Here is a 22,396-nt window from a genome sequence, read left to right on the forward strand (position 1 = left end):
TCGTATTCCCAACGATCTCCAATGCCATCATTATCACTATCTTGGTTACATGGGTCACTGACATAACGACCTGTCTCGACTCCCATCTCTATGCCATCCGACAAACCATCGCCATCACTATCGGCATTATTTGGATCGCTGCATATTGATTGTTCCACATGATCTAGCAGTTGATCTCTATCACTATCCAGAGGTATTAGTTTTTTCACTTTCGAAAACAGTTTTTGTCCAAAATTATTAGTCGCAACGATTTGAACAAAAAGTGGAGAAGTATTTGAAGACAAATTTAAAGTAATTGGACCTGATTCGGTTACACTTTTATATAATAATGGGGAGGTATCCTCGGATATATATATGTCATACATCAAATCTAGATAGTAGTGATCTACATTAAAGTTTATGACCACATCACTGTAATTCTGGGTTGTATCGAAATCTAAACTCAATTTAGCATCTTTAAAATGTCCATGAGCATTATCATTAGAAACTGAAAGCAGATTAGATGAGCCGTCATAGTGATAAAAAAATGCTTTATCAACATGATTCAGTGGATTTTCTGCAACATTGGTTAAGCGACCTATTGCGTCATAACTAAATTGAACGGCATGTGCTTGGCTTAGCACACTTATTATCACATTCGCCAAAAATATTCTAAAAAACACAAACAAAGCTCTTAAAATATATTATAAACAATCACTGATTCAACACATAAGAATGCCAAACCCGCTCCAGACCTAAGCTAATTTAACATTCTATCTAATCTAGCCAGATAAAATAACAATTACTATTTTATGAGGAAATAAAATATATTTATACCAGCATTAATTGAAAGTACTGACGTTTAACTAAAACAGAACTATGATATACACAATAAAAGTCCAACTCCTTGATACGAAGTGGTGTATAAGCTTTGGAACATTAAATTCAAAGACGAAAGGCGCTTGTGTTGTATTTGTCAATTAGACAAAAAGCCAGCTTTTATATAGTTGCCAATTACGATTTTAAGATAGATTTTTAAATCTTGATTTCTGATAATAATCTAAGTTGATAAATGGTGGGTTACCGGATTTTGAAGATTTAGGAAAGTTGAAATCATAACCATACCTTCTAGTTTGTGAGAGAAATCTAATGCAAATCTCATCGCAAAATAAATAGACTGACCAAGATTTTGCTTAATATGTCGTGCCATACTCCTTACGCTGATTAACGACTTTTCTTTCTGAATGTTGAGCAAAATAAGTTCTAACATGTTTAAAAGTAAGCGATAGCTGGTTCGAGATTATTTCCTTAACTGTACGATAGGTCTTAGCAAACAAGCTTTGACCCAGCGAAAGAAGATAGATCAACGTTGGCCGAAAGTGCGCCAACAAACAAGATACGTGACTCGTAAACTGGACAAAAACAACTCGCCACAACAACATATGCTTGAAAATAAAAAAACCACCAAGCCAAAAACTTAAACTTGATGGTTTTGATTCTTAACTGCTTGTTCGGCAGGTAGGTTGCTTTCTTCCTAACCTACTCTTAGTTGCCTATGCGGCAGGACACTAACACAGCAACAAATTGAAGCCAGCAATATATGTTCACATAAATTGCTGGCTTCAGATGGGCGAAGGCCCCAGCCACATCCCGGCACACAAGTCACACGCTGCGGCTGCTTCCTTCCGGACCTGACCGAGTTCACGAGCTATTGTTGCGGGAGGACCAGGGCCTCCATCGATTTGTTTTCTTCAGTTTCCCGAAGAGTGCGGAGATTATTCATTATCACGTGATGCAATGCAAGGGCTCAATCGCAATAAATGCCTAATTCAGCGCTAAGTGGGCAGCAAATAAGCAAATTAGACTAATCTAACCACTTCTCGCATGAAACACAGCCGGTATTCAAAAGCATTATTCCCCATCGTACTCTTCAGCAGAGCGCAAAATATAGTCTGTCATCCATGCCGTGCCTAATAAACACAACCAAACAACAAACACGGGATTAGGAACATCGATTGACGGAGTCACAACAAGTGCGGCAAAGCCAACGGTAGGAAGCGTCCAGCACAACAGTTTGTTCCATCGAAAGCTGGTTAGTTTTGTCAAACTTTCCATTGAGGCCATCATACCTGTAATACTTAACGCGACTAATACCGCATAAGACAAATCAGCCAGCCATAAAGGGATTATCAGAGCTAACACCCACCAACTGTGTTTGTATGAAGGCTTCCAATGAGAAGCGGCCCACCAGATCACGATAACAGACGCTACCTGCAATACTGTTACCACTGGGGTACCTGATAATTTTCCCGCAGATTGTGTCACCATAATGCCCACTTCCAACGTCAACACTATTAATGCAGCCGTTAACACAACACCAATGCTACTGCGCCTAGAAAAAACCACCATCAATAATGGGAATAGAATCCACACACTCACAGAAAGGGGAATAGGTTGATAAGGTAGGGTTAGTCCATATAACGTCATAGCCGCAAGCAACACCAAGCCTTTAATACCGCCATAGGGCAGCATCCACAAAGCAGGAATGACCATCGCCAGTACTGGGATATCTCCCTGACTGAGACTAAAAGCTCGAGCACACACGATAGCAAGTAACGTGGTTATCACAAATTGCAGTGTAGAAAATACCATGCCCTCTCCTTTTGATACCCTTTGTGCTTCAATATTCCATCAAAGCGACAAGCCAAGTATCCTTACTTGGTTAACGACTTAGGACAAAACCAGTATGGATCAATTTCTCTCACAAATCTTTGCTGTGATTCACCAAATTCCCTATGGGAAAGTAACAACTTACGGTGATATTGCAAAAATGGCCGGCTATCCGGGCTACGCTCGTCACGTTGGTAAGGCATTGGGAAACCTTCCTAAAGATAGCAAGTTACCGTGGTATCGAGTCATTAATAGTCAAGGACAGATCTCTTTGACCGGAAGCGCAATGGAACGACAAAGAAATGCGCTACAAAGCGAAGGGGTTGAAGTCAGTGAAGTGGGAAAAGTAAGGTTGAAAAACTACAAATGGCAGCCCTAGAGCTGCCATTTTATATCGAAGTAAGGTGTGAGGTTAGCCTCGAACACCAACCAGACGTAAGTCTACTTTCTGCGTCTGGTTTGCATCTGTGATCACAGGGTAAACCGTATCAGTTGTGAAGCGAAGTTTTCCATCAACTTCGATGCGAGCTCGAACGCTGTATGTATGACGCGCTTCGATTTTGTTCTGATCATAAGCAAGATCAAAATTGAAAGGCACCTGCGCACCATTTGTTTCAAAACGATGTTTAGCAATCACTTTTGATGGTGCATCTGCTAAAGAAATATCTTCAAGGGTAACAGTGACGATAGCGCTATCTGGTAAAGCAATACGCTCACGGTATGCAATCGTACCTGTAATAGATTGTACTTTCGCCTCATCAACATTTGAGTCTGATGATGACTGACAACCAAATAGAGCCAAACCAAATACAACCGACATTATTGCTACTAGTGCCTTTTTCATAAAGCCTCTCTTCAATTATTTAATTCAGGCAGATTATAGGTAGAGAATTTGCTCTTGTCATGAACAGTTTTTATCTATTGACGAGATTTTGACTCTGTTATTTTTCTCGTATCAAAAATAAGAACATTCAATCCTGCTACTTATAAATCAAACATTTGTTTTCAACTCGTACAAAACCGTACAATAATAAATAGGTAAAAAGCAAACGAGAATCGACATGAGTAAACCACTAACCGAACTGCTAAACCTGTTACAACTAGAGAAACTGGAAGAAGGTTTATTTCGTGGCCAAAGTGAAAACCTTGGCTTGCCTCAGGTTTATGGTGGGCAAGTCATTGGACAAGCACTTTCTGCTGCCCGTTATACCGTCGATCCCGATCGCACTGTACACTCATTTCATAGCTACTTTCTCTATCCTGGCGATCCTGAAAAACCCATCATCTATGATGTTGAAAATTTAAGAGACGGGAAGAGCTTCAGCACAAGACGAGTAAAAGCAATTCAAAATGGCAGACCCATTTTCTATCTCACGGCCTCTTATCATGGCGAAGCACCTGGATTTGAACACCAAAATGCCATGCCTGATATCCCCGGCCCAGAAAACTTTGCATCAGAATCTGAGCTAGCAGCCCGGATTTCTGATTATTTACCAGAAAAAATCAAGAAAGTATTTTGTGGTGAAAAGCCCATTGAAATGCGTCCTGTAACCGTAGTTAATCCGCTCAAGCCTCATAAGGCGGAACCAAAACAGTATTTATGGATCCGTGCAAATGGCGAGATGCCAGACAACCAATTGATTCATCAATACTTGTTAGCTTACGCATCCGATTGGGGATTTCTGGTCACAGCACTACATCCACATGAAGTGTCATTGATGACACCAAATTTTCAGGTGGCAACGATTGATCATTCTATTTGGTTCCACCGCCCGTTTAAGCTAGATGATTGGCTGCTTTACGCGATTGAAAGCCCGACGGCCAGCAATACCCGCGGTTTAGTGCGAGGTGAAATATACAATCGTCATGGTGACTTAGTTGCGTCTGCCGTTCAAGAAGGTGTTATGCGCTTCAATCATAAATAGACAACGCCCGGCTCATAGCTGGGCACTTTTTTATATCGGCAGTGCGGTGGTGTATTTGAGAGGTTCCATAGCGAATGTTGAAGTTACATTAGAAATTCCGTCTACCGAATTAACCAACTTTTTGTAAAATTCATCAAAACACTTCATATCTCTAACCAGCACCTTCATCATGTAGTCGTATTCTCCTGCCATACGATAAAATTCCATGACTTCGGGGAACTCGGAAGCCGTTGCCACAAATTGGCTATACCACTCGTGTGAATGATCACTTGTTTTTACCAAAACAAATGCTGTAAAGGATAAATCTAGGAGTTCAGGATTCAACAACGCAACCCGCTTTGCAATGACGCCAGATTCTTCCAATTTTTTCAACCGCTTCCAGCAAGGCGTGGTGGTTAGATTTACTGATTCAGCAAGCTCGTTCAGCGACAAAGTACCGTCGTCTTGCAATAGTGCGAGTATTTTTCGGTCAATCTTATCCAATTCCATTCTTCACAACCTCAATAAAAGAGAATATTTTTCTCCATTTAAACCAAACAACAAACAAAGAAGCAAAGTTTTTCTCTACAAGAATAGGTAAATTATCATCATAACGAAGCTTGAGGAAAACATCATGTGTACCGATCATAACTGGATTAACAACGCCGTTCGTAAAATTGAAGCAGATTATCAGCGCTCTGCCGATACTCACTTGATCAAGCTCGACCTTCCTTGCGTCGATGGCATCGACATTTATTTAAAAGATGAAAGTACCCATCCGACAGGCTCTCTCAAACACCGACTTGCACGTTCACTGTTTCTATACGCAATTTGTAACGGTTGGGTTGGTCCAAATACACCGATCATTGAGTCTTCTTCAGGTAGCACAGCTGTTTCTGAAGCGTATTTTGCTCGCTTATTAGGGTTGCCTTTTATTGCCGTCATGCCTAAATGCACTGCCCGTAAAAAAATTGAACAGATTGAATTTTACGGCGGTAAAGCTCATTTAGTTGATCGTTCAGATCAAATCTATGCTGAATCTCATCGCTTAGCGAAAGAATTAAACGGCCATTACATGGACCAATTTACTTATGCTGAACGAGCAACTGACTGGCGTGGCAACAACAATATTGCCAACTCAATCTTTAACCAGATGGAAATGGAAGATCATCCTATTCCAACTTGGGTTGTGATGAGCCCGGGAACAGGAGGCACATCAGCAACCATTGGCCGTTTTATTCGTTATCAAAAACATGATACTAAGTTGTGTGTGGTTGACCCTGAAAATTCGGTTTTCCACGACTATTACAAAACAGGAAATGCTCAGCTTACCGGTCAGTGTGGAAGCAAGATTGAGGGTATTGGCCGCCCACGAGTTGAGCCAAGCTTCATTCCCGGTGTCATTGATGAAATGCGCACTATTCCAGATGCCGCAAGCATCGCAACCATCCACTGGCTAGAGAAAATTTTAGGTCGGAAAGCAGGCGCATCCACCGGAACCAATTTGTATGGTGTATTACAGCTTGCGAGTGAAATGAAGCAACGTGGCGAAACTGGCTCGATTGTCACCCTATTATGTGACAGTGGAGAACGCTACCTCGATACCTACTACAACGATGAATGGCTCAATCAGAATATTGCCGATCTTCAGCCATATATGGCTAAGTTGGAAGTGTTTCAAGCAACAGGACAACTGGAACAGTAAATCACAAGTTTAGTCCTAAAAGGCTCCCTACTGGGAGTCTTTTGTAAAAAGCCCTAACGCCTAAATTCCATAATAGCTAGCCCTACCAATATCCTTTCAGACATTTTGTTCGAAAACTACCACTTCCAAAATCACGCACATAAATTAAACAACAAGCCTACTTTGGCTTTATGAATCAACTAGACTAGTAACATCTAACCAAACATTTCAAAAGTGATACTCTCTGCAGTTTTTACAACGCCTCGCTTTTCTTGACATTCACTCACAACAAACTGACAGGCTCAGAATAATTAATGACAAGCGCATGACGCTGCATATGCCTTCATATAGATAATAAAGTCAACACAATCCATATGATTGGAAATCATTAATAGAATAAGAGGAATGAAGATGAAAAAGCATGCTCTAGCCCTTGCAGTACTGACAATTGCAATTGCAGGTTGCGACACCGCAGCAGATAAACCAGAAGCGCCAGCGACTGAGTCTTCAACAACCATCCTTGAGCAAACACAAGAGATCGCAACCATTTCTGCTGAAAAAGCCAAAGAAGTAGCAGGTGACTCAGTGGATGTGATCAAAGAAGCGGCATCGGATACAGCAACAGCGGTAAAAGATGGTGCAGAAAAAACAGCAGAAGTACTGAAGGAAGGTACGACGACAACGGTTGATGCTGTTGCAGAAACAACATCGGCAACAGTCGACACTGTATCGGAAGCAACAACCAATGCTGCGGATGCAGTTAAAGACACAGCAACAAGCGCAGTAGAAACAACAGCAGCAGCTGTAGGCTCTGTATCAGAAGCGACAGCAAACGCTGCCGATTCAGCACAAGAAACCGCTTCAAACGCAACACAAGCGGTAGCAGAAACAACCGCAGCAGCAGTCGATGCTGTGGCTGAAACCACGACAAATGCAGCAGATGCAGTGGCAGAGAAAGCAGCAAATGTTCAGGAAGCCGTTGTAACAGAAACCGATCAGGTGATTGATAAAATGACACTTGATAATTCAGCGGACTCGGCACGTGTGAGCATCGATTGGGACGGAACATACACAGGTACTGTACCTTGCGCAGATTGTGTAGGTATCCAAACAACATTAACACTAAACCCTGATATGACTTACTCTTTAACTCAAGTTTATCAAGGTAAAGAAAACGCAGAGTTCAAATCACAAGGCCACTTCACTTGGAGTAAACAAGGTAACATCGTGACACTAGAGTCTGAAGACCAAGCTGCAAACCAGTACTTGGTTGGTGAAAATTCACTGATGAAACTAGATGTGAACGGTGAGAAAATCACAGGTGACCTAGCTCCGCTTTACAATCTGAAAAAGCAAAAATAATCATCAAAAAAACGCCGGCATGTCCGGCGTTTTTTCTCTCATAGAGCCACAGGTAAATAATACAAACGGCAGATAACAACAAAAACAAAATAATCCGCATTTATATATAATGCCTTTTTCGCTAATCTGTATGTTCTTACATATGACAAGAACAAAATCTATGCGTCTACTAACCTTAATTTTGGCTTTTCTGATCACTGGCTGCTCTGATGTTGTGACCAGTCACTACAATACTTACCAACAAGCTAAGGAAGATAAGCTATTTGAACGGGGCTGGGTGCCAGATATATTGCCACCAACCGCAGCCCAATTAGAAATTCGTAACGACCTAGACTTAAACACTTCCACTGGCCATTTTACTATTCCTCCTTCTGGAGTCGCTGATTTCCTGAGTAAACTCAAGCCAGTATCAAACAAACCTGATACTTATTATTACCAAAATTGGCAGTTTGAGCTCACTACCTCAGGTGTTTTCGAATATACCTACCCTATAATCCAGTAATGCTGTTGGTGACGACAAAATATACGTTCGCAAACCAAGTTCACTGATTATATAGAGAGGGAACTATTTCTTCTGACGGGCTTCGAATGCAGCAAGCTGCTCTGGTGTGGCTGCAGGTTGATGGTTTTGTTTCCACTCATCATAAGTCATGCCATAAACTCGTTCTCGCGCATCATCAATATCAAGTGATAAGTTTTGCGATTCAGCCTCTGCCTTATACCACTTACTGAAACAGTTACGACAGAAACCAGCTAGGATCATCAAATCAATATTCTGGACATCCTTATTGTCATCAAGATGTTTTAGCAAACGGCGAAACACGGCAGCATCTAGAGAATCCTGTTGTTGTTGAGACAAGTTTTTGTACTTAAATTCAGCCACTTTACTTTCCTTATTTGTTTTGTGTTCTTATTCAGTATGACTAAGCCGTAAAAATACTCAATAAAAAAACGCCCGGATATCTCCGGGCGTTTTTATCACTAACTATCTGCCAAATTTAGCCTTGAATACCAACAATCAACCAAGGTGCATTTGGAGTTGTGAGATCACGCTCTAGGTGCCAAATATCTTCAATATTCTCTTCGATACCTTCAACCGCATCACGGTAGCGGCCACTAAACTGCAAACTCAGTTGGGCTTTATTTGCATCGTAATCAGCACGAACAATGTCCGCATCAACATACATGACGTCAGTATGCTGTTCACCATCAAGTTTTGCACGTTCTGCCTTAAGATCTTCTAATAAGCTCGGCGAAACGTATTCTTCAATTTTTTCTAACTGATTGTGGTTCCACGCACCTTGAAGAATACGGTAATGCTCACGAGCACCTTCAACGAAAGCTGCTTTGTCAAAACCTGGTGGGTAGTTATGTGGAACATCCGTCGTACCACCAAAACCACCGTTTGAAGCACCAGCATTCTGTTCGAAATTATGCACATTTGGCTGTTCAAATTTTGGTGATTGACCACCAAATGCAGGCTGCTGACGATGCTGATTCATACTACCTTGCTTAGCACCTAGCATTCCTCTCATCAATTTAAAGATGACGAAAGCAATCAAGCCAATGATCAGGATATCCATAAACTGGATTCCTTCAAACGCACCACCGAAGAATGCAGCCAATAGACCGCCAGCAAGCAATCCGCCTAGCAAGCCTCCCATCAACCCTTTTTTCGTTGAGCTTTGGGTTTTCGTTGTTTGATCTTTTCCGATGTTATTTGTGTTTTGTTGTTGCTGCTTAGGGGCAGGAGCGGTTTTATAGCTCTTACCAAATGATTTACCACCACCAAACTTCTTCGCTTCAGCGATTGGAGTTATGGCAACTGAAACCATCAGCAAGGCAACAAGGGAAAAAAGCCGTTTCATATTTTTCCTTAGGGTTTAGGTTTACTTTTAGAGGCAGGGTAATCATAGCCCCACACGCTTGATAATGAAATATGCGAAAAGCCAATACATGTATCAGAATATTGCAAAGATTACACTATTCAAGTTGACGCTTCTCTTGATCGGTCATTAAAATATTGAACGTTGTTCATTATTAATAATTTAACCATGGCGCGTAGAAACGATCATACTCGTGAGGAGCTTATTGCCCTTACACTAGACACTGTCAAAGAATTTCTCAACGAACACTCTTATCATGAGCTGAGCTTGAGAAAAATCGCAAATATGATTGGCTATGTACCTAGTACTTTAGTGAATGTATTTGGGAACTATAATCTTCTGTTGCTCCATGCCGTCGCGCAAACATTAGACGAATTATCACAAGACGCACGTAAAGTGGTTGCTGGTTGCCAAGATCCACAATCGGCACTTTATGAACTGGCATATTGCTACCATGATTTTGCCCAGAAGCACCCACATCGCTGGCAGCTGATCTTTGAACACAATATGAATGGTGAGGCATTGCCTGAATGGCAAGCGGAACGTATTGATCATATGACGGCAATGCTGGAAGGGCTATTGAAAGTACTCGCTCCTCAGCGTACCGATTCAGAAGTGCTTCAAGCAAGCCGCGTTTTATGGTCTGGCGTTCACGGTATTACACTATTGAGTGTTGATGATAAGTTCTTTGCCGCCGAACCAATTGATGGAAAAGAGTTAATCGAAAATCTGCTCTCGAATTACTTGGCTAATTGGTAAGCATAAGGAAATGCAATGCCACACCACAATCAAGCCTCTCTGTTAGCGCAAAAGCGCTTCTTACCCTATTTTATTACGCAGTTTTTTGGCGCATTTAACGACAACATTTTTAAGAATGTTCTGTTGTTATTTGTTGCCTTTGCGGGAGCAAATGCACTGCCCGTCTCAAGCCATTTATTTATCAATCTTGCTGCTGGCTTATTTATACTGCCCTTTTTCTTATTTTCAGCCTCAGCGGGTGTTTTAGCCGATAAGTACGAAAAGTCTTGGTTTATTCGCAAAGTCAAACTGGCTGAAATTGGCATTATGTGCCTTGGTGCCATTGGTTTCATCACCGAAAGTTACGCTATTTTATTGCTGCTACTTTTTTTGATGGGGACGCAATCTGCTTTTTTTGGCCCAGTGAAATATGCACTACTACCCCAGCAGCTCAGCCCAAAAGAACTGGTTCCCGGTAATGCACTGGTCGAAACCGGTACTTTTCTCGCCATTTTACTCGGTACTATTGGTGCAGGAATCATTGCCTCCGCCGATAACGCAAAATACATAGCCGCTGGATGTGTAATTTTATTTGCGTTGCTCGGCTACCTATCCAGTCGTTCAATTCCATTAGCACCTGCTTGTGCACCTGAATTAAAATTCCGCTGGCAACCGATTCAACACACCAGAAAAACCATCTCGATTGCCAAATCTGATCGAGTGGTCTTCCAGTCAATCATGGCCATCAGCTGGTTTTGGTTCTTGGGAGCGGCATACTTAACTCAGTTTCCAAATTTCACCAAACTTTATCTCAATGGAAATGAGAGTGCGGTGTCGTTTTTACTCGCACTCTTTTCTATTGGCATTGCCGCGGGCTCATTGGCATGCGACAAACTGTCGAATCATCGTATCGAAGTCGGCATCGTGCCGATTGGCAGCTTTGGCATCACGGTATTCGGTTTTTTAATGGCCACCAGCATTCCTGAGCAACTCCCGACCTTTCAGAGTTTCTCTGATTTTGTCAGTTACCAAGATTTATGGCCACTATTTGCATACCTATTATTACTTGGCGCATCAGGAGGCGTATTTATCGTTCCCTTATATGCACTGATGCAACAACGGGCAAAAGTTACGGAACGTGCACAAGTTATCGCTGCACTCAATATTTATAACTCTCTGTTCATGGTTGGTAGTGCGGTTTTAGGTATTGTCTGTTTAAGCCTCCTTGAACTGTCTATTCCTCAGTTATTTATCACGCTGACATTTTTAAACTTTCTTGTCGCGAGCTATCTCTTCTTGCAAGTTCCTGTCTTTGTGGTTCGTTTCTTGGTTTGGATTCTTACCCATACCATGTACCGCGTGAACCACAAAAATCTACACCACTTACCCGAAAAAGGGGGCGCTCTTGTCGTTTGCAACCATGTAAGTTACATGGATGCATTATTATTAAGTGCCGTGTGTCCTCGATTGATCCGCTTTGTGATGGAAGAAGATTACGCCAACCTCCCTCCTTTAAGGCGCTTTCTTAAGCGAGCGGGGGTTATCCCAATATCAGCGACGCGCAAAGGCTCCATAAGAAAAGCCTTTACTGACGTAGAACAAGCGCTTAAAGAAGGGCACATTGTGTGTATTTTCCCTGAAGGACGTCTCACCGCTGATGGCGAGATGAATGACTTTATGCGAGGAATGGACATCATATTGCGTCGCAGCCCCGTTCCGGTCATTCCAATGGCGTTAAAAGGACTGTGGGGTAGTTATTTCAGCCGCTATAAAGGCAGTGCTTGTAAAGGGCTTCCTACTCGCTTCTGGTCTAAGCTAGAAATTGAAGCAGGGAAACCAGTTCAACCTGAGTTGGCAACCACACAAGTCATGCACGATAAAGTCCTCACCCTACGAGGTGAATGGCGATAACGTTCAGTGTTCCTGAACATTTGTTCAAAACATTAATACTTACTGATTGTATGGCCCTCTGTACAATCGCGTCTCTTTTAGTTTTAGTAATAAGTTAATGAAATCATTAAAACAAGCCATTCCGTTTGTCCTTGCCATCGGGTTTTGTCTTTCGCCCTACGCTTCTTCACCGATGGCATTGGTCATTGGTTTTTTTCTTGCCAGCCTTGGATTGATACCAAGCGGAATCGCATTGTCATCAATCACTAAAAAACTTTTAGCCTACTCCATTGTTGGGCTAGGTTTTGGGATTCACTTTGATCAAGCGCTAGCCGTTACTGAAGATGGTATTGGCTTAGTAGTTGCAACTATTATTGGAACACTTATCTTCGGCTGGGAACTTGCAAAAGCCTTAGGACTGGATAAAAAAACGGGCTACCTTATTTCATCGGGTACCGCAATTTGTGGAGGAAGTGCTATTGCAGCCATTGCCCCAGCAATCAAAGCTGAGGACGAGCAAATTGGCTTAGCCTTAGCCACCGTATTTGTCCTTAACTCTATCGCCCTTTTTGTCTTTCCTGTAATTGGTCATGCGTTAGCTCTCGACCAGCAAACATTCGGGACTTGGGCTGCTATCGCAATTCACGACACATCTTCAGTGGTTGGAGCGGCATCTGCATATGGGGAAGAAGCTTTAACAACAGCGACGACACTCAAACTGGCACGCGCATTGTGGATTATTCCCGTCGCACTGGTGAGTGCCATGATTTTCCGTAATGATTCAAAGAAAATCACCCTACCTTACTTTATTCTTTTTTATTGCATCGCCATCGCGATTAGTGACGTATTACCGCAATTTGAACAAACCTATCAATTGATATTTAGCTTCGCAAAAAAAGCGTTGATTGTTTGTTTATTTTTGATTGGTTGTGGAATTTCAGTAGAAAAAATTAAATCGGCAGGAACCAAACCGCTTATTTTTGGCGTAACGATGTGGGGACTTATCTCGAGTGGCTCATTAGCATGGTTACTCTTCGCTTAACACGCGTTCAGATTGGGGTGGTGTCGTTTTCTTTTTTTCTAGCACCAACATCACTACCAATATAAAGGCCGTCAGTTCGGCAAGCGCGCGCGCAAGCCCTTCGCTCTGAATCGCAATCACAATTTGAATGAGTACCGCCACGATAATCATTGCTTTCATATCCCTGACTCTTATATCTGATTCCATTAAATTTCTAAATCATTATGAGTCAGGGTTATAAGGTTACAAAATTCGCTTTTGTACTATCAAATATCAAAATTAACTAAGTTGTTCCTCCAACCAGTTAATAAATACCTTCACCTTAGGTCTTCCGTCCGCACCCACTGGGTACATCACATCATAACCTAGCTCCGTATCCATATAAGGATAAGGGGAAACTAACTCGCCTGATTCAATAAGAGGCTTTACAAATTGATATCGCCCCATTGCAACACCCAGATGATTGCGGGCACATGTGATCCCCATTTCACGATAACTTACGCTGTATGAATGCTTAAATACGTCCACCTTTAGTTTCATGTGCTCAACCCATTGTTGCCACACTTCCGAGCCTAATGCATGAATGAAGTTCACCTCATGGAGTGACTCTAATCCTTTTTTATATAAACCTAATTCTTCAGCATATTGTGGGCTGCATACTGGGATGTACTTTTCATTCAATAAGCGCTTACGATGCATATTGGCATGATGTTCCGAGGCATAAAAAATCGCAACATCAACGTTATTTCCGACCAAGTCTTGATTGTTTTCCTGCGCAAAGATATTCAGATTGAACTTGGGGTATTGTGCTTTAAAGTCTGCAAGCTTTGGTAACAACCAACCATTTGCAAAGCCGAGAGAGGTCGCAATGTTCAATTCCCCCCCCTCATCTAGCGATTTAATGTCATTTATTTCAGTAAAAATTTTATTTAATGAACTAGACAAGGTGGCCTGAAATCGTTTCCCTTCCTCGGTCAACTCTAATTTACGAATGCCTCGAACAAACAAATTAAAACCTAATTCTGATTCCAGCACTTTTATCCGATGGCTTACTGCACCTTGCGTTAGGTGAAGCTCTTTTGCTGCAAGCGTAAAGCTGAGTGTTCGTGATGCCACATTGAATGTGTGTAGATTTCTAAGAAGTGATTGTTGCTTTGCCATGACATTAACACATTAAAAATTTTAATCCATATTACTCTTTCTTTCGTTTGTTTACAGCGCGAAAAATGTTTCAAATATGCGCCGTTATTAATTTAGCGATGGGTAAAAATCAAAACCAACATTATTACTCATTAGAAAAATAAATGAATAAACAAATAATTCATTAGGGGTAAACATGAATATTCTTGGGTATATGCAAAAAGTCGGCAAGGCGCTGATGGTCCCTGTGGCCACACTGCCTGCAGCGGCAATATTAATGGGGATCGGTTATTGGCTCGATCCAACAGGTTGGGGAGCGGATAATGTATTAGCTGCTTTCTTGATCAAATCTGGTGGTGCCATTATCGACAACATGGCCATCCTATTTGCCGTCGGTGTCGCATTTGGCTTAAGTAAAGACAAGAATGGTTCCGCAGCGTTAGCTGGCTTTATTAGCTTTATGGTTTTGACCACGTTGCTATCCCCTGATTCAGTAACTCAGCTGCTTGGCGTTAGCGCAGACGAAGTTCCAGCAGCGTTCAATAAGATCAGCAACCAGTTTGTCGGTATTATCGTTGGTATTATCTCAGCAGAAATTTATAACCGTTATTCTTCCGTTGAATTACCAAAAGCATTGGCGTTCTTCAGTGGTAAACGTTTGGTGCCTATCCTAACGTCAATTGCTGGCATGGTTTTGGCGTTTATCTTGCTGTACATCTGGCCAATCATCTACGATGGCCTCATCGTCTTTGGTACTCAGCTAGAGTCTATGGGTGCTGTTGGTGCGGGCCTGTTCGGCTTTTTCAACCGACTAACTCTGACTATTGGCATGCACCATGCGCTTTACCCTGTTTTCTGGTTTGATGTGGTTGGTATTAACGACATTCCAAACTTCTTAGGTGGCGCTCAGTCGATTACTAATGGAACTGCCGTTATTGGTAAAACTGGTATGTATCAAGCTGGTTTCTTCCCAATTATGATGTTTGGTCTACCGGGTGCGGCTCTGGCGATGTACCACTGTGCAGACAAAAAGAATAAAGACAATGTCTTCTCTATTATGCTTGCAGGTGCAATGGCGTCTTTCTTCACAGGCATTACTGAACCACTTGAATTCAGCTTTATGTTCCTAGCGCCAGCATTGTACTTCGTTCACGCGGTGCTTATGGGTATTTCAATGTACATTGCGGCAACAATGCAATGGATTGCTGGCTTTGGCTTCTCAGCTGGTCTTGTTGACTTCGTTTTATCAAGTCAAAACCCGTTGGCGACACAGTGGTACATGCTAATTCCACTGGGCCTTGTATTCTTCGTGGTTTACTACTCTGTATTCCGCTTCGTGATCATCAAGTTCAACCTGAAAACTCCAGGTCGTGGTGAAGACATGGCTGGAGACAAAGACGAGTCACCAGAGCAACTTGAAGATCTTGCGAAACAATACATTGCAGCCATTGGTGGTGCGGAAAACATCACAGAGGTGGACAACTGTATTACTCGTCTTCGCCTTGGCGTGAAAGATTCATCACTCGCTGATAGCAATAAACTTAAACAGTTGGGTGCTGCTGGGGTCGTACCGGTCGGTAAAACTGGTCTTCAAGTTATCGTCGGCTTAGGTAAGGTAGATAAAGTCGCTGAGCAAATGAAAAACGTTCTTGCGTAACCATTAAATAAAAATTAGGGCGAGTCACCTTCGCCCTTCCCCCCTGAAGTGCAACTACAACTAGTCACTGTTTTGCACTTCTTTTTCCAACCAATCTTTAACCGCTTGTCGAGATACTTTTATTCCCGTTTCCAATAACGATTTTGGCATGACATAGTACGCCATCGGCCATTTAAACTTCACCAATTTGTCAGAAAGAAACGCATCGAACTCTGCTTTCACTATAGGCATTGGTGTTTGCACAACCGCCACAGGACGAGTACCAAACTCTATATCAGCAACTGGAATCACGATCGCTTGGGCAACCTGTTCATGTGAATTCAATACTGCTTCAATTTCCTCACAGTGGATATTCTCGCCACCAGAAATAAATTGGTTGTCAGCTCGGCCAATGATCACTAGCTCATTATTTCGCCATTCCCCTAGGTCTTTAGTATCGAACCATTCATCAGAGGCTAATGGCGTCACCATACCTTGGTGATAGTAGCCCTTTGCTAACGTCTCACCTTTGATAAAAATGCGTTTTTCCTTCAGCTTGACTCCTCTCCTTGGCAACACGCAACCTGCACTGTGATGATCATTGATTTGCTTTGCTGTCACCGTTGAAGCAGCCTCAGTCATACCGTAACCAAGCCAAGTTTCAATTCCACGCTCCGCCGCGGCTAAACTAAGCTCTTGAGGAACATGACTCCCCCCGAGTAAAACATGGCTCAGTTCGGTGTCGATACCACTTTCTAGCAAACGTTTTAACTGGGTAGCAACCAAGGATGCATGAGTTACGCCCTGAATATCTTTGAGCAATTCCCCACAACCTACCTTTAAGCAGGCTCCAGCAAATAACCAGCGATACACAATCGCCAACCCGGAAACGTGATACAGAGGAAGGCTCAACAACCAAGTGTGCTGCTCAGTAAATCGAAATCTTTCTAATAACCCCGAAGCAGACGCCAGATGTTGTGCCGAAGTATGAAGCACCGCTTTCGGTTTACCCGTAGATCCTGAGGTAAATACTATCGAAGCAGGATTGTCTGGCAGATAACTATTGAATGAAGAATGAGCCGATGATGAGCTGCTAAGTTCAATGCTGTTTGATGTGTTACGAAGAGAAGCGTGCCCCGACCACCATAAATGTGGCGGTCCTGAATAGAGAGTGTCGAGCTTGTTTTGTAGCACTTCATCGGGTTGTGGCATGGTCAGCGCGCAAATCACACCAAGCTCAAGACACGCCAAATAAACCATCATCATTTCAGGCGTATTTTTTCCAATGCAGGTCAGCACATCCCCTTGCTTTAGTCCACGCAGAGTTATTTGCGCAGCATAGGCATCCACCCGCTCCTTCAGCTCCTGCCAACAATACTGGTGGTTTTCTGTGAGCAATGCTAATGAAGATGGGCGCTGTTGCGCCCATTTTGTTAGAGGAGATGTACTCATTAAGACTGCCAAATTAGCGTTTGTTCTGCCAATGGAGAGAGCGGAAGCTCACACCCTGGCCATTCCACTTCAAGCTGCTGAGCAAACAAGCCTACGGTATCTAAACCTGGCACTTCATCTGGCAGTTGCCATTTAGCCAAACGTGCCAGTTGAGTCAGGCCAAAACTTGATTCAATGCTTGAACTGATCACCGACGTGATCCCCAACTCTTTCGCTCTTTCAATAAGTGCAATACAGCGCTCTACTGAACCAATCAAGGTGGGTTTGATCACGATCGCTTTGGCACCTGTTAGATTTTCTAAACGAAAATCATCGCTGCGAATCGCATGCTGCAACGTTTCATCCCAAGCGATTGGAATGCCGGTATCAATCGCAAATGAAAAACTGTCGCCCGGCACTTGGCATGGCTCTTCTATGAACGCTATGCGTTGACGTAATGTAGGAACAACGTGCTTGGCAAATTGCTGCGCTTTCTCTGCCGTCCATGCGCGGTTAGCATCTAAGCGCAATGTTAAGTCTGGAATCGATTCTAAAAACAGAGAAACAATCAAACCATCACGAATGGCTTCATACAAACCTACTTTGATTTTAGCGACCTTCTTGCCCTGCATCTGATCTAACTTAGGAATCAGTTCGTCAGGATCACCACTGCAAAGTGGCGCAGCCGTATAATTGCCTTCTGGCGGTAATTGACCACTTAGCTCAAGCTCTGCCATCGACAAACCAAATGCAACCGATGGATAAAGCTCTTCATAGTCAAATGCCTCGCCAGCAGCCCAGCGCTTAAGTTGCTCAAGAGTCTGAGTACATGCTTCTTCTGCACTTTCAATACTGAAACCAGGTAGAGGCGCAATCTCTCCTCTCCCTATTTTTCCTTCATGTTCTAACTGAACAATAAAGCCTTCTCGTTCAGTTAGTCTTTGTTCTCTAAGTATCACACCGCTGTCCATAGGCAGCAGGTAACGGTACAGTTTCGCTGACTTTATCATTTCTCTTCCCCAATTCTATTGTTGTAGTAGACCTAACGTTATTTATCTATTTTTCATCGAAGGTCTCGAGGGAGGAAAAGAGGATGGTATGGTGGTAGCTCTTGTCATGGAATGTCCCATTTCTATCTGATTGACTCATACGTGAGTCTTATGTGATGGCGAATAATCTCAGAAAAAGCTGCGGGTTGCTCTTGATGAGCATTGTGTCCTGCAGCATTCACTTGAGTGAAGGCAAGTCCGCTCTGTTCTGCCATTTGGCGGAACTTCACGTCTTTATCGCCGAAAATATAATGGATAGGTACCGAAGTTAACTTTAACCTATCCAACAAATAATCCTGTTTAGCCAATGAGGTCGCTTTTAGCATGCTGGCAACTTGAGCCGCATTATTCTTGCTACGTTTAGCGATAACCGCTTGTCTTCGCTCGCAAGTGAGTTCTGCAAATACCGCTTGTTGATACCAATCAGCAAGCACTTGCTCGATAGGCTCACGGCAAAAACGTTCTGCCCAACGCACATCATTTTCCCAACGCGCTTGTTTATCAGACACCGTATCGAGACCAAAGTTGCCGCCCTCAAGTAGTGATAAGCAAATATTGAGCCTTGAAAAGCAATCATGAGCTAAACCATGCATCGCGATGCGTGCTCCCATAGAATAACCCACCAGAATGATGGGCATCTCAGGGGGAAAATGAGAACTGATTGCGTCAACAATCATGTTGCAACAATGCTCAAAGCCTTGGCAGACTACATCATTACTTTGTCCGTGACCCGGCAGATCAATGCATAGGCAAGCATAGTCAGGAAGAAGGTTTAATGTCTCTAGCCAGTCATCACCACTTCCCAATAAACCATGTAGGAATACAACCGCTGGCTGCTCCTGATCCGCTGAAAAATGGTGAAGCTGACTATAGAGCATGGAGATGACGTACCACCTGTTTAATATGGTTTGAAGCTTGTTCAGGAGGCGTCATTACCTCAATTAATAGTGGTCCGTGGCCTGTCCCTAGATGTTGTTCGATCATACTTGAACATTCATCTAATGTTTGAGGACAGCGATAAGGGATCTGAAACTGATTCGCCGCACCAGCAAATTGGTAACCATGAGGCATCTGATACAACGCTTGCTTTTGCACGTTTGGTACTGGCAGCAAATCAAAAATAGCACCGCCATCATTATTCGTGACCACAATAACCGTTGGTGTTGGTTCATGAGTAAACAACGCCAAAGAGTTGAGATCATACAGTAGCGAAGTATCGCCCACTACCACTAAAGTCGGCACTTTAGTATGTCGTACAACCCCACTTGCCGTCGCGATAAGCCCATCAATACCCGAAGCGCCGCGATTGCTGTATACCGCCCTCCCCGGCAACCGACTAAACATGTCGGTTAATCGTACAAACAGGCTATTGCCAATAAAGAGTTGTGCATGAGGAGGCACATTGGCTAAAGACAGTGCCAATACCGCTTCAGATAATGAAGATTCATCCGCTAGCATGGTTTTGGCGGTACTGAGGGTAGCACTGGCAACCTTACGAAGGTCATCAGCCCAACCACGAGTCGTAACACCTTGTTGCCAGTTGTCATTCGCTGCAAGCCATTGCTGGATATCACACACATGATGGTACTGTGGCAGATGATCTTGATTATTTCGACCATGAGCGTGCTCGATGTAATGGTACTCACAATCGCTATTTTCAACTCGCTGTTTGAGCCAGTGATTTAGCCTTTTTGATACCAACCGAGAACCAAACTGCACCACCAAATCACACTCATTAAGCTTGTCAGCCCATTCTTGCCGTTGCAACCACAAATCAAAATGTGCCCATTCACTCGAAATACCAGATTGTGGATCGCACAATAGAGGCCAGCCCGCTTCATTCGCAAGTTGCTGCACTCGCTTCGCTTCCTCAATTGAAACACTACCGACAATCAATAAACCTTTTTTGTCGGCAAATGAAGCCGTATCAAAGAACTGACCGGACTCCGCCAATATACGCTGACAGTAAGGCTGGTTACTTTGCCACCAATGACTAACGGTATCTAAATAGTGTTGAAATATCGATTTAGATTCCGAGCTGTATAACGGCTCAGGAAAAGGACAATTGATATGGATACTGCCACTGTCTTGTGCTTGCTTTTGCATGACTTGATCAATCGAAGTGAGCAACCATTTCAACGGTGTATGCAAAGCTGGGGTTGGCAAATTAAGGGCTGCTGTCACATGAGATGAATAAATGCCTTGTTGGTCGATGGCTTGATTCGCGCCGCACCCGACTAATTCCACGGGGCGATCGGCAGTCAACACAACTAACTTCTCACCCGTTAGATGTGATTCCGCAATCGCTGGTAATAAATTAGCTACTGCAGTACCGGATGTGACGACAACTGCGACAGGACGCTGACTTGATTTGGCAAGCCCTAACGCTAAAAAGCCTAAACCACGCTCATCAAAATGTGTGTGCATGGTTAATTTGGGGTTTGCAGCCGCTTCCAAAGTAAGAGGGGTTGAGCGAGAACCTGGCGCCACACAAATATCACAGACACCTAATCGACTTAACTCTTCAAGAATGGTTTGTGACCATATACGGTTTAATACCGCTTGGTTGGTACTCATGAAGCCACTCCCAGCGGGGCATTCTCCGAGATCAGCGACAATAAGGTCGACATTTTTTTATCTAATTCCTGCCATTCATGCTTCGCAACCGAGCCGGGAACAATGCCAGCTCCGGCAAACAATTGGAGCTGCTCATCAACAATCAACGCACTTCGGATTGCGACGCAAAATTCTGCTTTTTTATGACTGATATAACCAATCGAACCTGCATACCAACCTCTGGCAAAAGGTTCATTCTGACGAATAAAATCGATAGACTCTTGCCGAGGTAAGCCAGCAACAGCTGCCGTTGGTTGAAGCGCACTAAGTAGCTGAACACCATTCACCCCAGGATTAAGTGTGGCATGAATACTGCGTTTTAAGTGCTGCACTTTGCGCAAACGAACCAAGCGAGCTTCTGATTCAACATGAACCTTTTCTGAGTGTGGCGTAAGGCGCTCAATAATATCATCCACCACATACTGGTTTTCATTCAAATTCTTACTGTCTTGCGACAACCAGTTGGCCAGATCCATATCTTGTTGCGCATTCACCCCACGACCAATCGTGCCAGCCAACGCTTCAGTATGTAATTCTTGACCTTGACGAGAGTATAGACGCTCAGGCGTTGACCCAATAAAAGCATGTTTTTGGTCAAGAGCCAGAAGAAAGTGGAAACTATGATGGTTATTTTGATAACTGGCTTTCAACAGTTGAGCCGGACACAGTGGGCCATCGAGATCAACGGTTGTTTTACGTGCCAACACCACCTTTTTAAACGCCTGTTGCTCAATCCCGGTTAATACACGTTCCACTAACTCGTTCCACTGTGGCTGTTGTGGTACATGCGTAATATTGCAGATATGTGCGGAAACAGGAGCCAGAGGGGTCACATCAACTTGTAGTTTATTCAGACTTGATAAGGTGCGATGCCGCTCTCCATTGAGATTCACCGCAATAGACCATGTATCATCAAAGCGGATCAACTCCACTTGCGGTAAGAAGAAAAATGAAGACATGCAGCGGCGATTTTTATCTGTCTGACCGTCGAAGGAACGGCCTCCCCAAACTCGCTGATCTTCAGCAAGTACAGTATAAGCTGGTGCAGGGTCAGTAAATGTGTGCAGTTGTCCTAGTGCAACAACCTCTTCACGAGTATCACGAGATTGCCAGTAAAATTTGGGAAATATCGGTTGCGCGTCCAACCAATCAATAAAGGCAAAGTCAGGTTTTTCCTTAAGAACTTGAACCAAACGGCTAGTGCCGTCTTTTGCATCCTTTACACGCTCAATAAGTTCAATGACGGCTTGATGAAAGTGTGACAAATCAGCCTCGTCTTACAGGAGATTTCGATAGAATTTGAACGCTACTCTATTGTTAGACCCTTCTCAAATCAAGGATGTACTCAATCTTTTGCAGAATCCTGTGATAGCCACCAGATAAAGGGACG

The 22,396-nt window shown here is 43.2% G+C and carries 21 protein-coding genes, 1 other RNA gene and 1 pseudogene; 9 read left to right on the plus strand and 14 right to left on the minus strand.

The genetic code is table 11. The annotated features are described in order from the left end of the window. From ACQEXU_RS11090 to ACQEXU_RS11100, 3 genes and pseudogenes are all read right to left on the minus strand, one after another. Positions 1-662 (minus strand): annotated as a pseudogene (locus ACQEXU_RS11090) (hypothetical protein); the annotation flags it as partial. 951 nt (positions 663-1,613) lie between these two features. Next, an RNA gene (gene ffs, locus ACQEXU_RS11095) (signal recognition particle sRNA small type) lies at positions 1,614-1,710 on the minus strand. Positions 1,711-1,890: 180 nt separating this feature from the next. Beyond that, positions 1,891-2,631, minus strand: a complete 741-nt coding sequence (locus ACQEXU_RS11100) for a hypothetical protein (RefSeq protein ID WP_427010871.1) — start codon at positions 2,629-2,631, stop codon at positions 1,891-1,893. A gap of 94 nt (positions 2,632-2,725) precedes the next feature. Here ACQEXU_RS11100 and ACQEXU_RS11105 point away from each other — a divergent pair, with 94 nt between their 5' ends. Continuing rightward, positions 2,726-3,028, plus strand: coding sequence for an MGMT family protein (locus ACQEXU_RS11105; RefSeq protein WP_427010872.1), 303 nt, complete (start codon positions 2,726-2,728; stop codon positions 3,026-3,028). 33 nt (positions 3,029-3,061) lie between these two features. On the opposite strand, the gene ACQEXU_RS11110 is transcribed toward ACQEXU_RS11105, so the two are convergent. After that, positions 3,062-3,493 carry a YbaY family lipoprotein gene (locus ACQEXU_RS11110; protein WP_367988680.1) on the minus strand — a complete coding sequence of 144 codons (432 nt, stop codon included), beginning with the start codon at positions 3,491-3,493 and terminating at the stop codon, positions 3,062-3,064. Between the two features lie 217 nt (positions 3,494-3,710). Here ACQEXU_RS11110 and tesB point away from each other — a divergent pair, with 217 nt between their 5' ends. Beyond that, positions 3,711-4,574, plus strand: a complete 864-nt coding sequence (gene tesB, locus ACQEXU_RS11115) for an acyl-CoA thioesterase II (RefSeq protein ID WP_367988679.1) — start codon at positions 3,711-3,713, stop codon at positions 4,572-4,574. A gap of 30 nt (positions 4,575-4,604) precedes the next feature. Here the strand turns inward: tesB and ACQEXU_RS11120 are convergent, their stop codons facing one another. Next, a complete protein-coding gene (locus ACQEXU_RS11120; RefSeq protein ID WP_427010873.1) occupies positions 4,605-5,063 on the minus strand; it encodes an Lrp/AsnC family transcriptional regulator in 459 nt (152 codons plus the stop codon). Between the two features lie 124 nt (positions 5,064-5,187). On the opposite strand from ACQEXU_RS11120, the gene ACQEXU_RS11125 reads away from it, so the two are divergent. The 3 genes from ACQEXU_RS11125 (at position 5,188) to ACQEXU_RS11135 (ending at position 8,101) form a co-directional block, all read left to right on the plus strand. Further along, positions 5,188-6,258, plus strand: coding sequence for a PLP-dependent cysteine synthase family protein (locus ACQEXU_RS11125; RefSeq protein WP_427010874.1), 1,071 nt, complete (start codon positions 5,188-5,190; stop codon positions 6,256-6,258). 390 nt (positions 6,259-6,648) lie between these two features. After that, positions 6,649-7,599, plus strand: a complete 951-nt coding sequence (locus ACQEXU_RS11130; protein ID WP_427010875.1) for a copper resistance protein NlpE N-terminal domain-containing protein — start codon at positions 6,649-6,651, stop codon at positions 7,597-7,599. A gap of 160 nt (positions 7,600-7,759) precedes the next feature. After that, on the plus strand, positions 7,760-8,101 hold the full coding sequence (locus ACQEXU_RS11135; protein ID WP_427010876.1) for a hypothetical protein: 342 nt from the start codon (positions 7,760-7,762) through the stop codon (positions 8,099-8,101). A 63-nt stretch (positions 8,102-8,164) separates the two neighbouring features. Here the strand turns inward: ACQEXU_RS11135 and ACQEXU_RS11140 are convergent, their stop codons facing one another. Then, a complete protein-coding gene (locus tag ACQEXU_RS11140) occupies positions 8,165-8,482 on the minus strand; it encodes a DUF1244 domain-containing protein (RefSeq protein WP_367988672.1) in 318 nt (105 codons plus the stop codon). A 115-nt stretch (positions 8,483-8,597) separates the two neighbouring features. Then, on the minus strand, positions 8,598-9,467 hold the full coding sequence (locus ACQEXU_RS11145) for a Tim44 domain-containing protein (protein ID WP_367988671.1): 870 nt from the start codon (positions 9,465-9,467) through the stop codon (positions 8,598-8,600). A 186-nt stretch (positions 9,468-9,653) separates the two neighbouring features. Between ACQEXU_RS11145 and ACQEXU_RS11150 the strand changes: the two genes are divergently transcribed. From ACQEXU_RS11150 to ACQEXU_RS11160, 3 genes are all read left to right on the plus strand, one after another. After that, on the plus strand, positions 9,654-10,244 hold the full coding sequence (locus tag ACQEXU_RS11150) for a TetR/AcrR family transcriptional regulator (RefSeq protein ID WP_367988670.1): 591 nt from the start codon (positions 9,654-9,656) through the stop codon (positions 10,242-10,244). A 15-nt stretch (positions 10,245-10,259) separates the two neighbouring features. Continuing rightward, a complete protein-coding gene (locus ACQEXU_RS11155; protein ID WP_427010877.1) occupies positions 10,260-12,134 on the plus strand; it encodes an MFS transporter in 1,875 nt (624 codons plus the stop codon). 97 nt (positions 12,135-12,231) lie between these two features. Then, entirely contained in the window at positions 12,232-13,155 is a 924-nt protein-coding gene (locus ACQEXU_RS11160) for a YeiH family protein (protein ID WP_427010878.1), read from the plus strand. Here ACQEXU_RS11160 and ACQEXU_RS11165 read toward each other — a convergent pair. Together ACQEXU_RS11165 and ACQEXU_RS11170 are read right to left on the minus strand one after the other, a co-directional pair. After that, positions 13,141-13,314 carry a hypothetical protein gene (locus ACQEXU_RS11165; protein WP_427010879.1) on the minus strand — a complete coding sequence of 58 codons (174 nt, stop codon included), beginning with the start codon at positions 13,312-13,314 and terminating at the stop codon, positions 13,141-13,143. The genes ACQEXU_RS11160 and ACQEXU_RS11165 overlap by 15 nt on opposite strands. 99 nt (positions 13,315-13,413) lie before the next feature. After that, positions 13,414-14,295, minus strand: coding sequence for a LysR substrate-binding domain-containing protein (locus ACQEXU_RS11170; RefSeq protein WP_427010880.1), 882 nt, complete (start codon positions 14,293-14,295; stop codon positions 13,414-13,416). 175 nt (positions 14,296-14,470) lie between these two features. Here ACQEXU_RS11170 and nagE point away from each other — a divergent pair, with 175 nt between their 5' ends. Beyond that, positions 14,471-15,931, plus strand: a complete 1,461-nt coding sequence (gene nagE, locus ACQEXU_RS11175) for an N-acetylglucosamine-specific PTS transporter subunit IIBC (RefSeq protein WP_427010881.1) — start codon at positions 14,471-14,473, stop codon at positions 15,929-15,931. 60 nt (positions 15,932-15,991) lie between these two features. Here nagE and menE read toward each other — a convergent pair whose 3' ends face one another. The 5 genes from menE to ACQEXU_RS11200 all read right to left on the minus strand — a co-directional run bounded on the left by menE (position 15,992) and on the right by ACQEXU_RS11200 (position 22,271). After that, positions 15,992-17,362 carry an o-succinylbenzoate--CoA ligase gene (gene menE, locus ACQEXU_RS11180; RefSeq protein WP_427010882.1) on the minus strand — a complete coding sequence of 457 codons (1,371 nt, stop codon included), beginning with the start codon at positions 17,360-17,362 and terminating at the stop codon, positions 15,992-15,994. Then, positions 17,362-18,348 (minus strand): o-succinylbenzoate synthase, encoded by a 987-nt coding sequence (menC, locus tag ACQEXU_RS11185; RefSeq protein WP_367989155.1) that lies wholly within the window; start codon positions 18,346-18,348, stop codon positions 17,362-17,364. The genes menE and menC overlap by 1 nt, the downstream gene beginning before the upstream one ends. A gap of 125 nt (positions 18,349-18,473) precedes the next feature. Further along, positions 18,474-19,268, minus strand: a complete 795-nt coding sequence (gene menH / locus ACQEXU_RS11190) for a 2-succinyl-6-hydroxy-2,4-cyclohexadiene-1-carboxylate synthase (protein ID WP_427010883.1) — start codon at positions 19,266-19,268, stop codon at positions 18,474-18,476. After that, positions 19,258-20,967, minus strand: coding sequence for a 2-succinyl-5-enolpyruvyl-6-hydroxy-3-cyclohexene-1-carboxylic-acid synthase (gene menD, locus ACQEXU_RS11195; RefSeq protein WP_427010884.1), 1,710 nt, complete (start codon positions 20,965-20,967; stop codon positions 19,258-19,260). The genes menH and menD overlap by 11 nt, the downstream gene beginning before the upstream one ends. Continuing rightward, positions 20,964-22,271 carry an isochorismate synthase gene (locus ACQEXU_RS11200; RefSeq protein ID WP_427010885.1) on the minus strand — a complete coding sequence of 436 codons (1,308 nt, stop codon included), beginning with the start codon at positions 22,269-22,271 and terminating at the stop codon, positions 20,964-20,966. The genes menD and ACQEXU_RS11200 overlap by 4 nt, the downstream gene beginning before the upstream one ends. Positions 22,272-22,396 lie beyond the last annotated feature (125 nt).

The organism is Vibrio sp. TRT 21S02, from assembly GCF_050113675.1.
Taxonomy (GTDB): domain Bacteria; phylum Pseudomonadota; class Gammaproteobacteria; order Enterobacterales; family Vibrionaceae; genus Vibrio.

Excerpts from the sequence above, each read along its gene's own strand:
- ACQEXU_RS11100 (WP_427010871.1), bottom strand. The coding sequence starts at position 2,631 with ATGGTATTTTCTACACTGCAATTTGTGATAACCACGTTACTTGCTATC.
- ACQEXU_RS11105 (WP_427010872.1), top strand. The coding sequence starts at position 2,726 with ATGGATCAATTTCTCTCACAAATCTTTGCTGTGATTCACCAAATTCCC.
- ACQEXU_RS11110 (WP_367988680.1), bottom strand. The coding sequence starts at position 3,493 with ATGAAAAAGGCACTAGTAGCAATAATGTCGGTTGTATTTGGTTTGGCT.
- tesB (WP_367988679.1), top strand. The coding sequence starts at position 3,711 with ATGAGTAAACCACTAACCGAACTGCTAAACCTGTTACAACTAGAGAAA.
- ACQEXU_RS11120 (WP_427010873.1), bottom strand. The coding sequence starts at position 5,063 with ATGGAATTGGATAAGATTGACCGAAAAATACTCGCACTATTGCAAGAC.
- ACQEXU_RS11125 (WP_427010874.1), top strand. The coding sequence starts at position 5,188 with ATGTGTACCGATCATAACTGGATTAACAACGCCGTTCGTAAAATTGAA.
- ACQEXU_RS11130 (WP_427010875.1), top strand. The coding sequence starts at position 6,649 with ATGAAAAAGCATGCTCTAGCCCTTGCAGTACTGACAATTGCAATTGCA.
- ACQEXU_RS11135 (WP_427010876.1), top strand. The coding sequence starts at position 7,760 with ATGCGTCTACTAACCTTAATTTTGGCTTTTCTGATCACTGGCTGCTCT.
- ACQEXU_RS11145 (WP_367988671.1), bottom strand. The coding sequence starts at position 9,467 with ATGAAACGGCTTTTTTCCCTTGTTGCCTTGCTGATGGTTTCAGTTGCC.
- ACQEXU_RS11150 (WP_367988670.1), top strand. The coding sequence starts at position 9,654 with ATGGCGCGTAGAAACGATCATACTCGTGAGGAGCTTATTGCCCTTACA.
- ACQEXU_RS11155 (WP_427010877.1), top strand. The coding sequence starts at position 10,260 with ATGCCACACCACAATCAAGCCTCTCTGTTAGCGCAAAAGCGCTTCTTA.
- ACQEXU_RS11160 (WP_427010878.1), top strand. The coding sequence starts at position 12,232 with ATGAAATCATTAAAACAAGCCATTCCGTTTGTCCTTGCCATCGGGTTT.
- ACQEXU_RS11165 (WP_427010879.1), bottom strand. The coding sequence starts at position 13,314 with ATGAAAGCAATGATTATCGTGGCGGTACTCATTCAAATTGTGATTGCG.
- ACQEXU_RS11170 (WP_427010880.1), bottom strand. The coding sequence starts at position 14,295 with ATGGCAAAGCAACAATCACTTCTTAGAAATCTACACACATTCAATGTG.
- nagE (WP_427010881.1), top strand. The coding sequence starts at position 14,471 with ATGAATATTCTTGGGTATATGCAAAAAGTCGGCAAGGCGCTGATGGTC.
- menE (WP_427010882.1), bottom strand. The coding sequence starts at position 17,362 with ATGAGTACATCTCCTCTAACAAAATGGGCGCAACAGCGCCCATCTTCA.
- menH (WP_427010883.1), bottom strand. The coding sequence starts at position 19,268 with ATGCTCTATAGTCAGCTTCACCATTTTTCAGCGGATCAGGAGCAGCCA.
- menD (WP_427010884.1), bottom strand. The coding sequence starts at position 20,967 with ATGAGTACCAACCAAGCGGTATTAAACCGTATATGGTCACAAACCATT.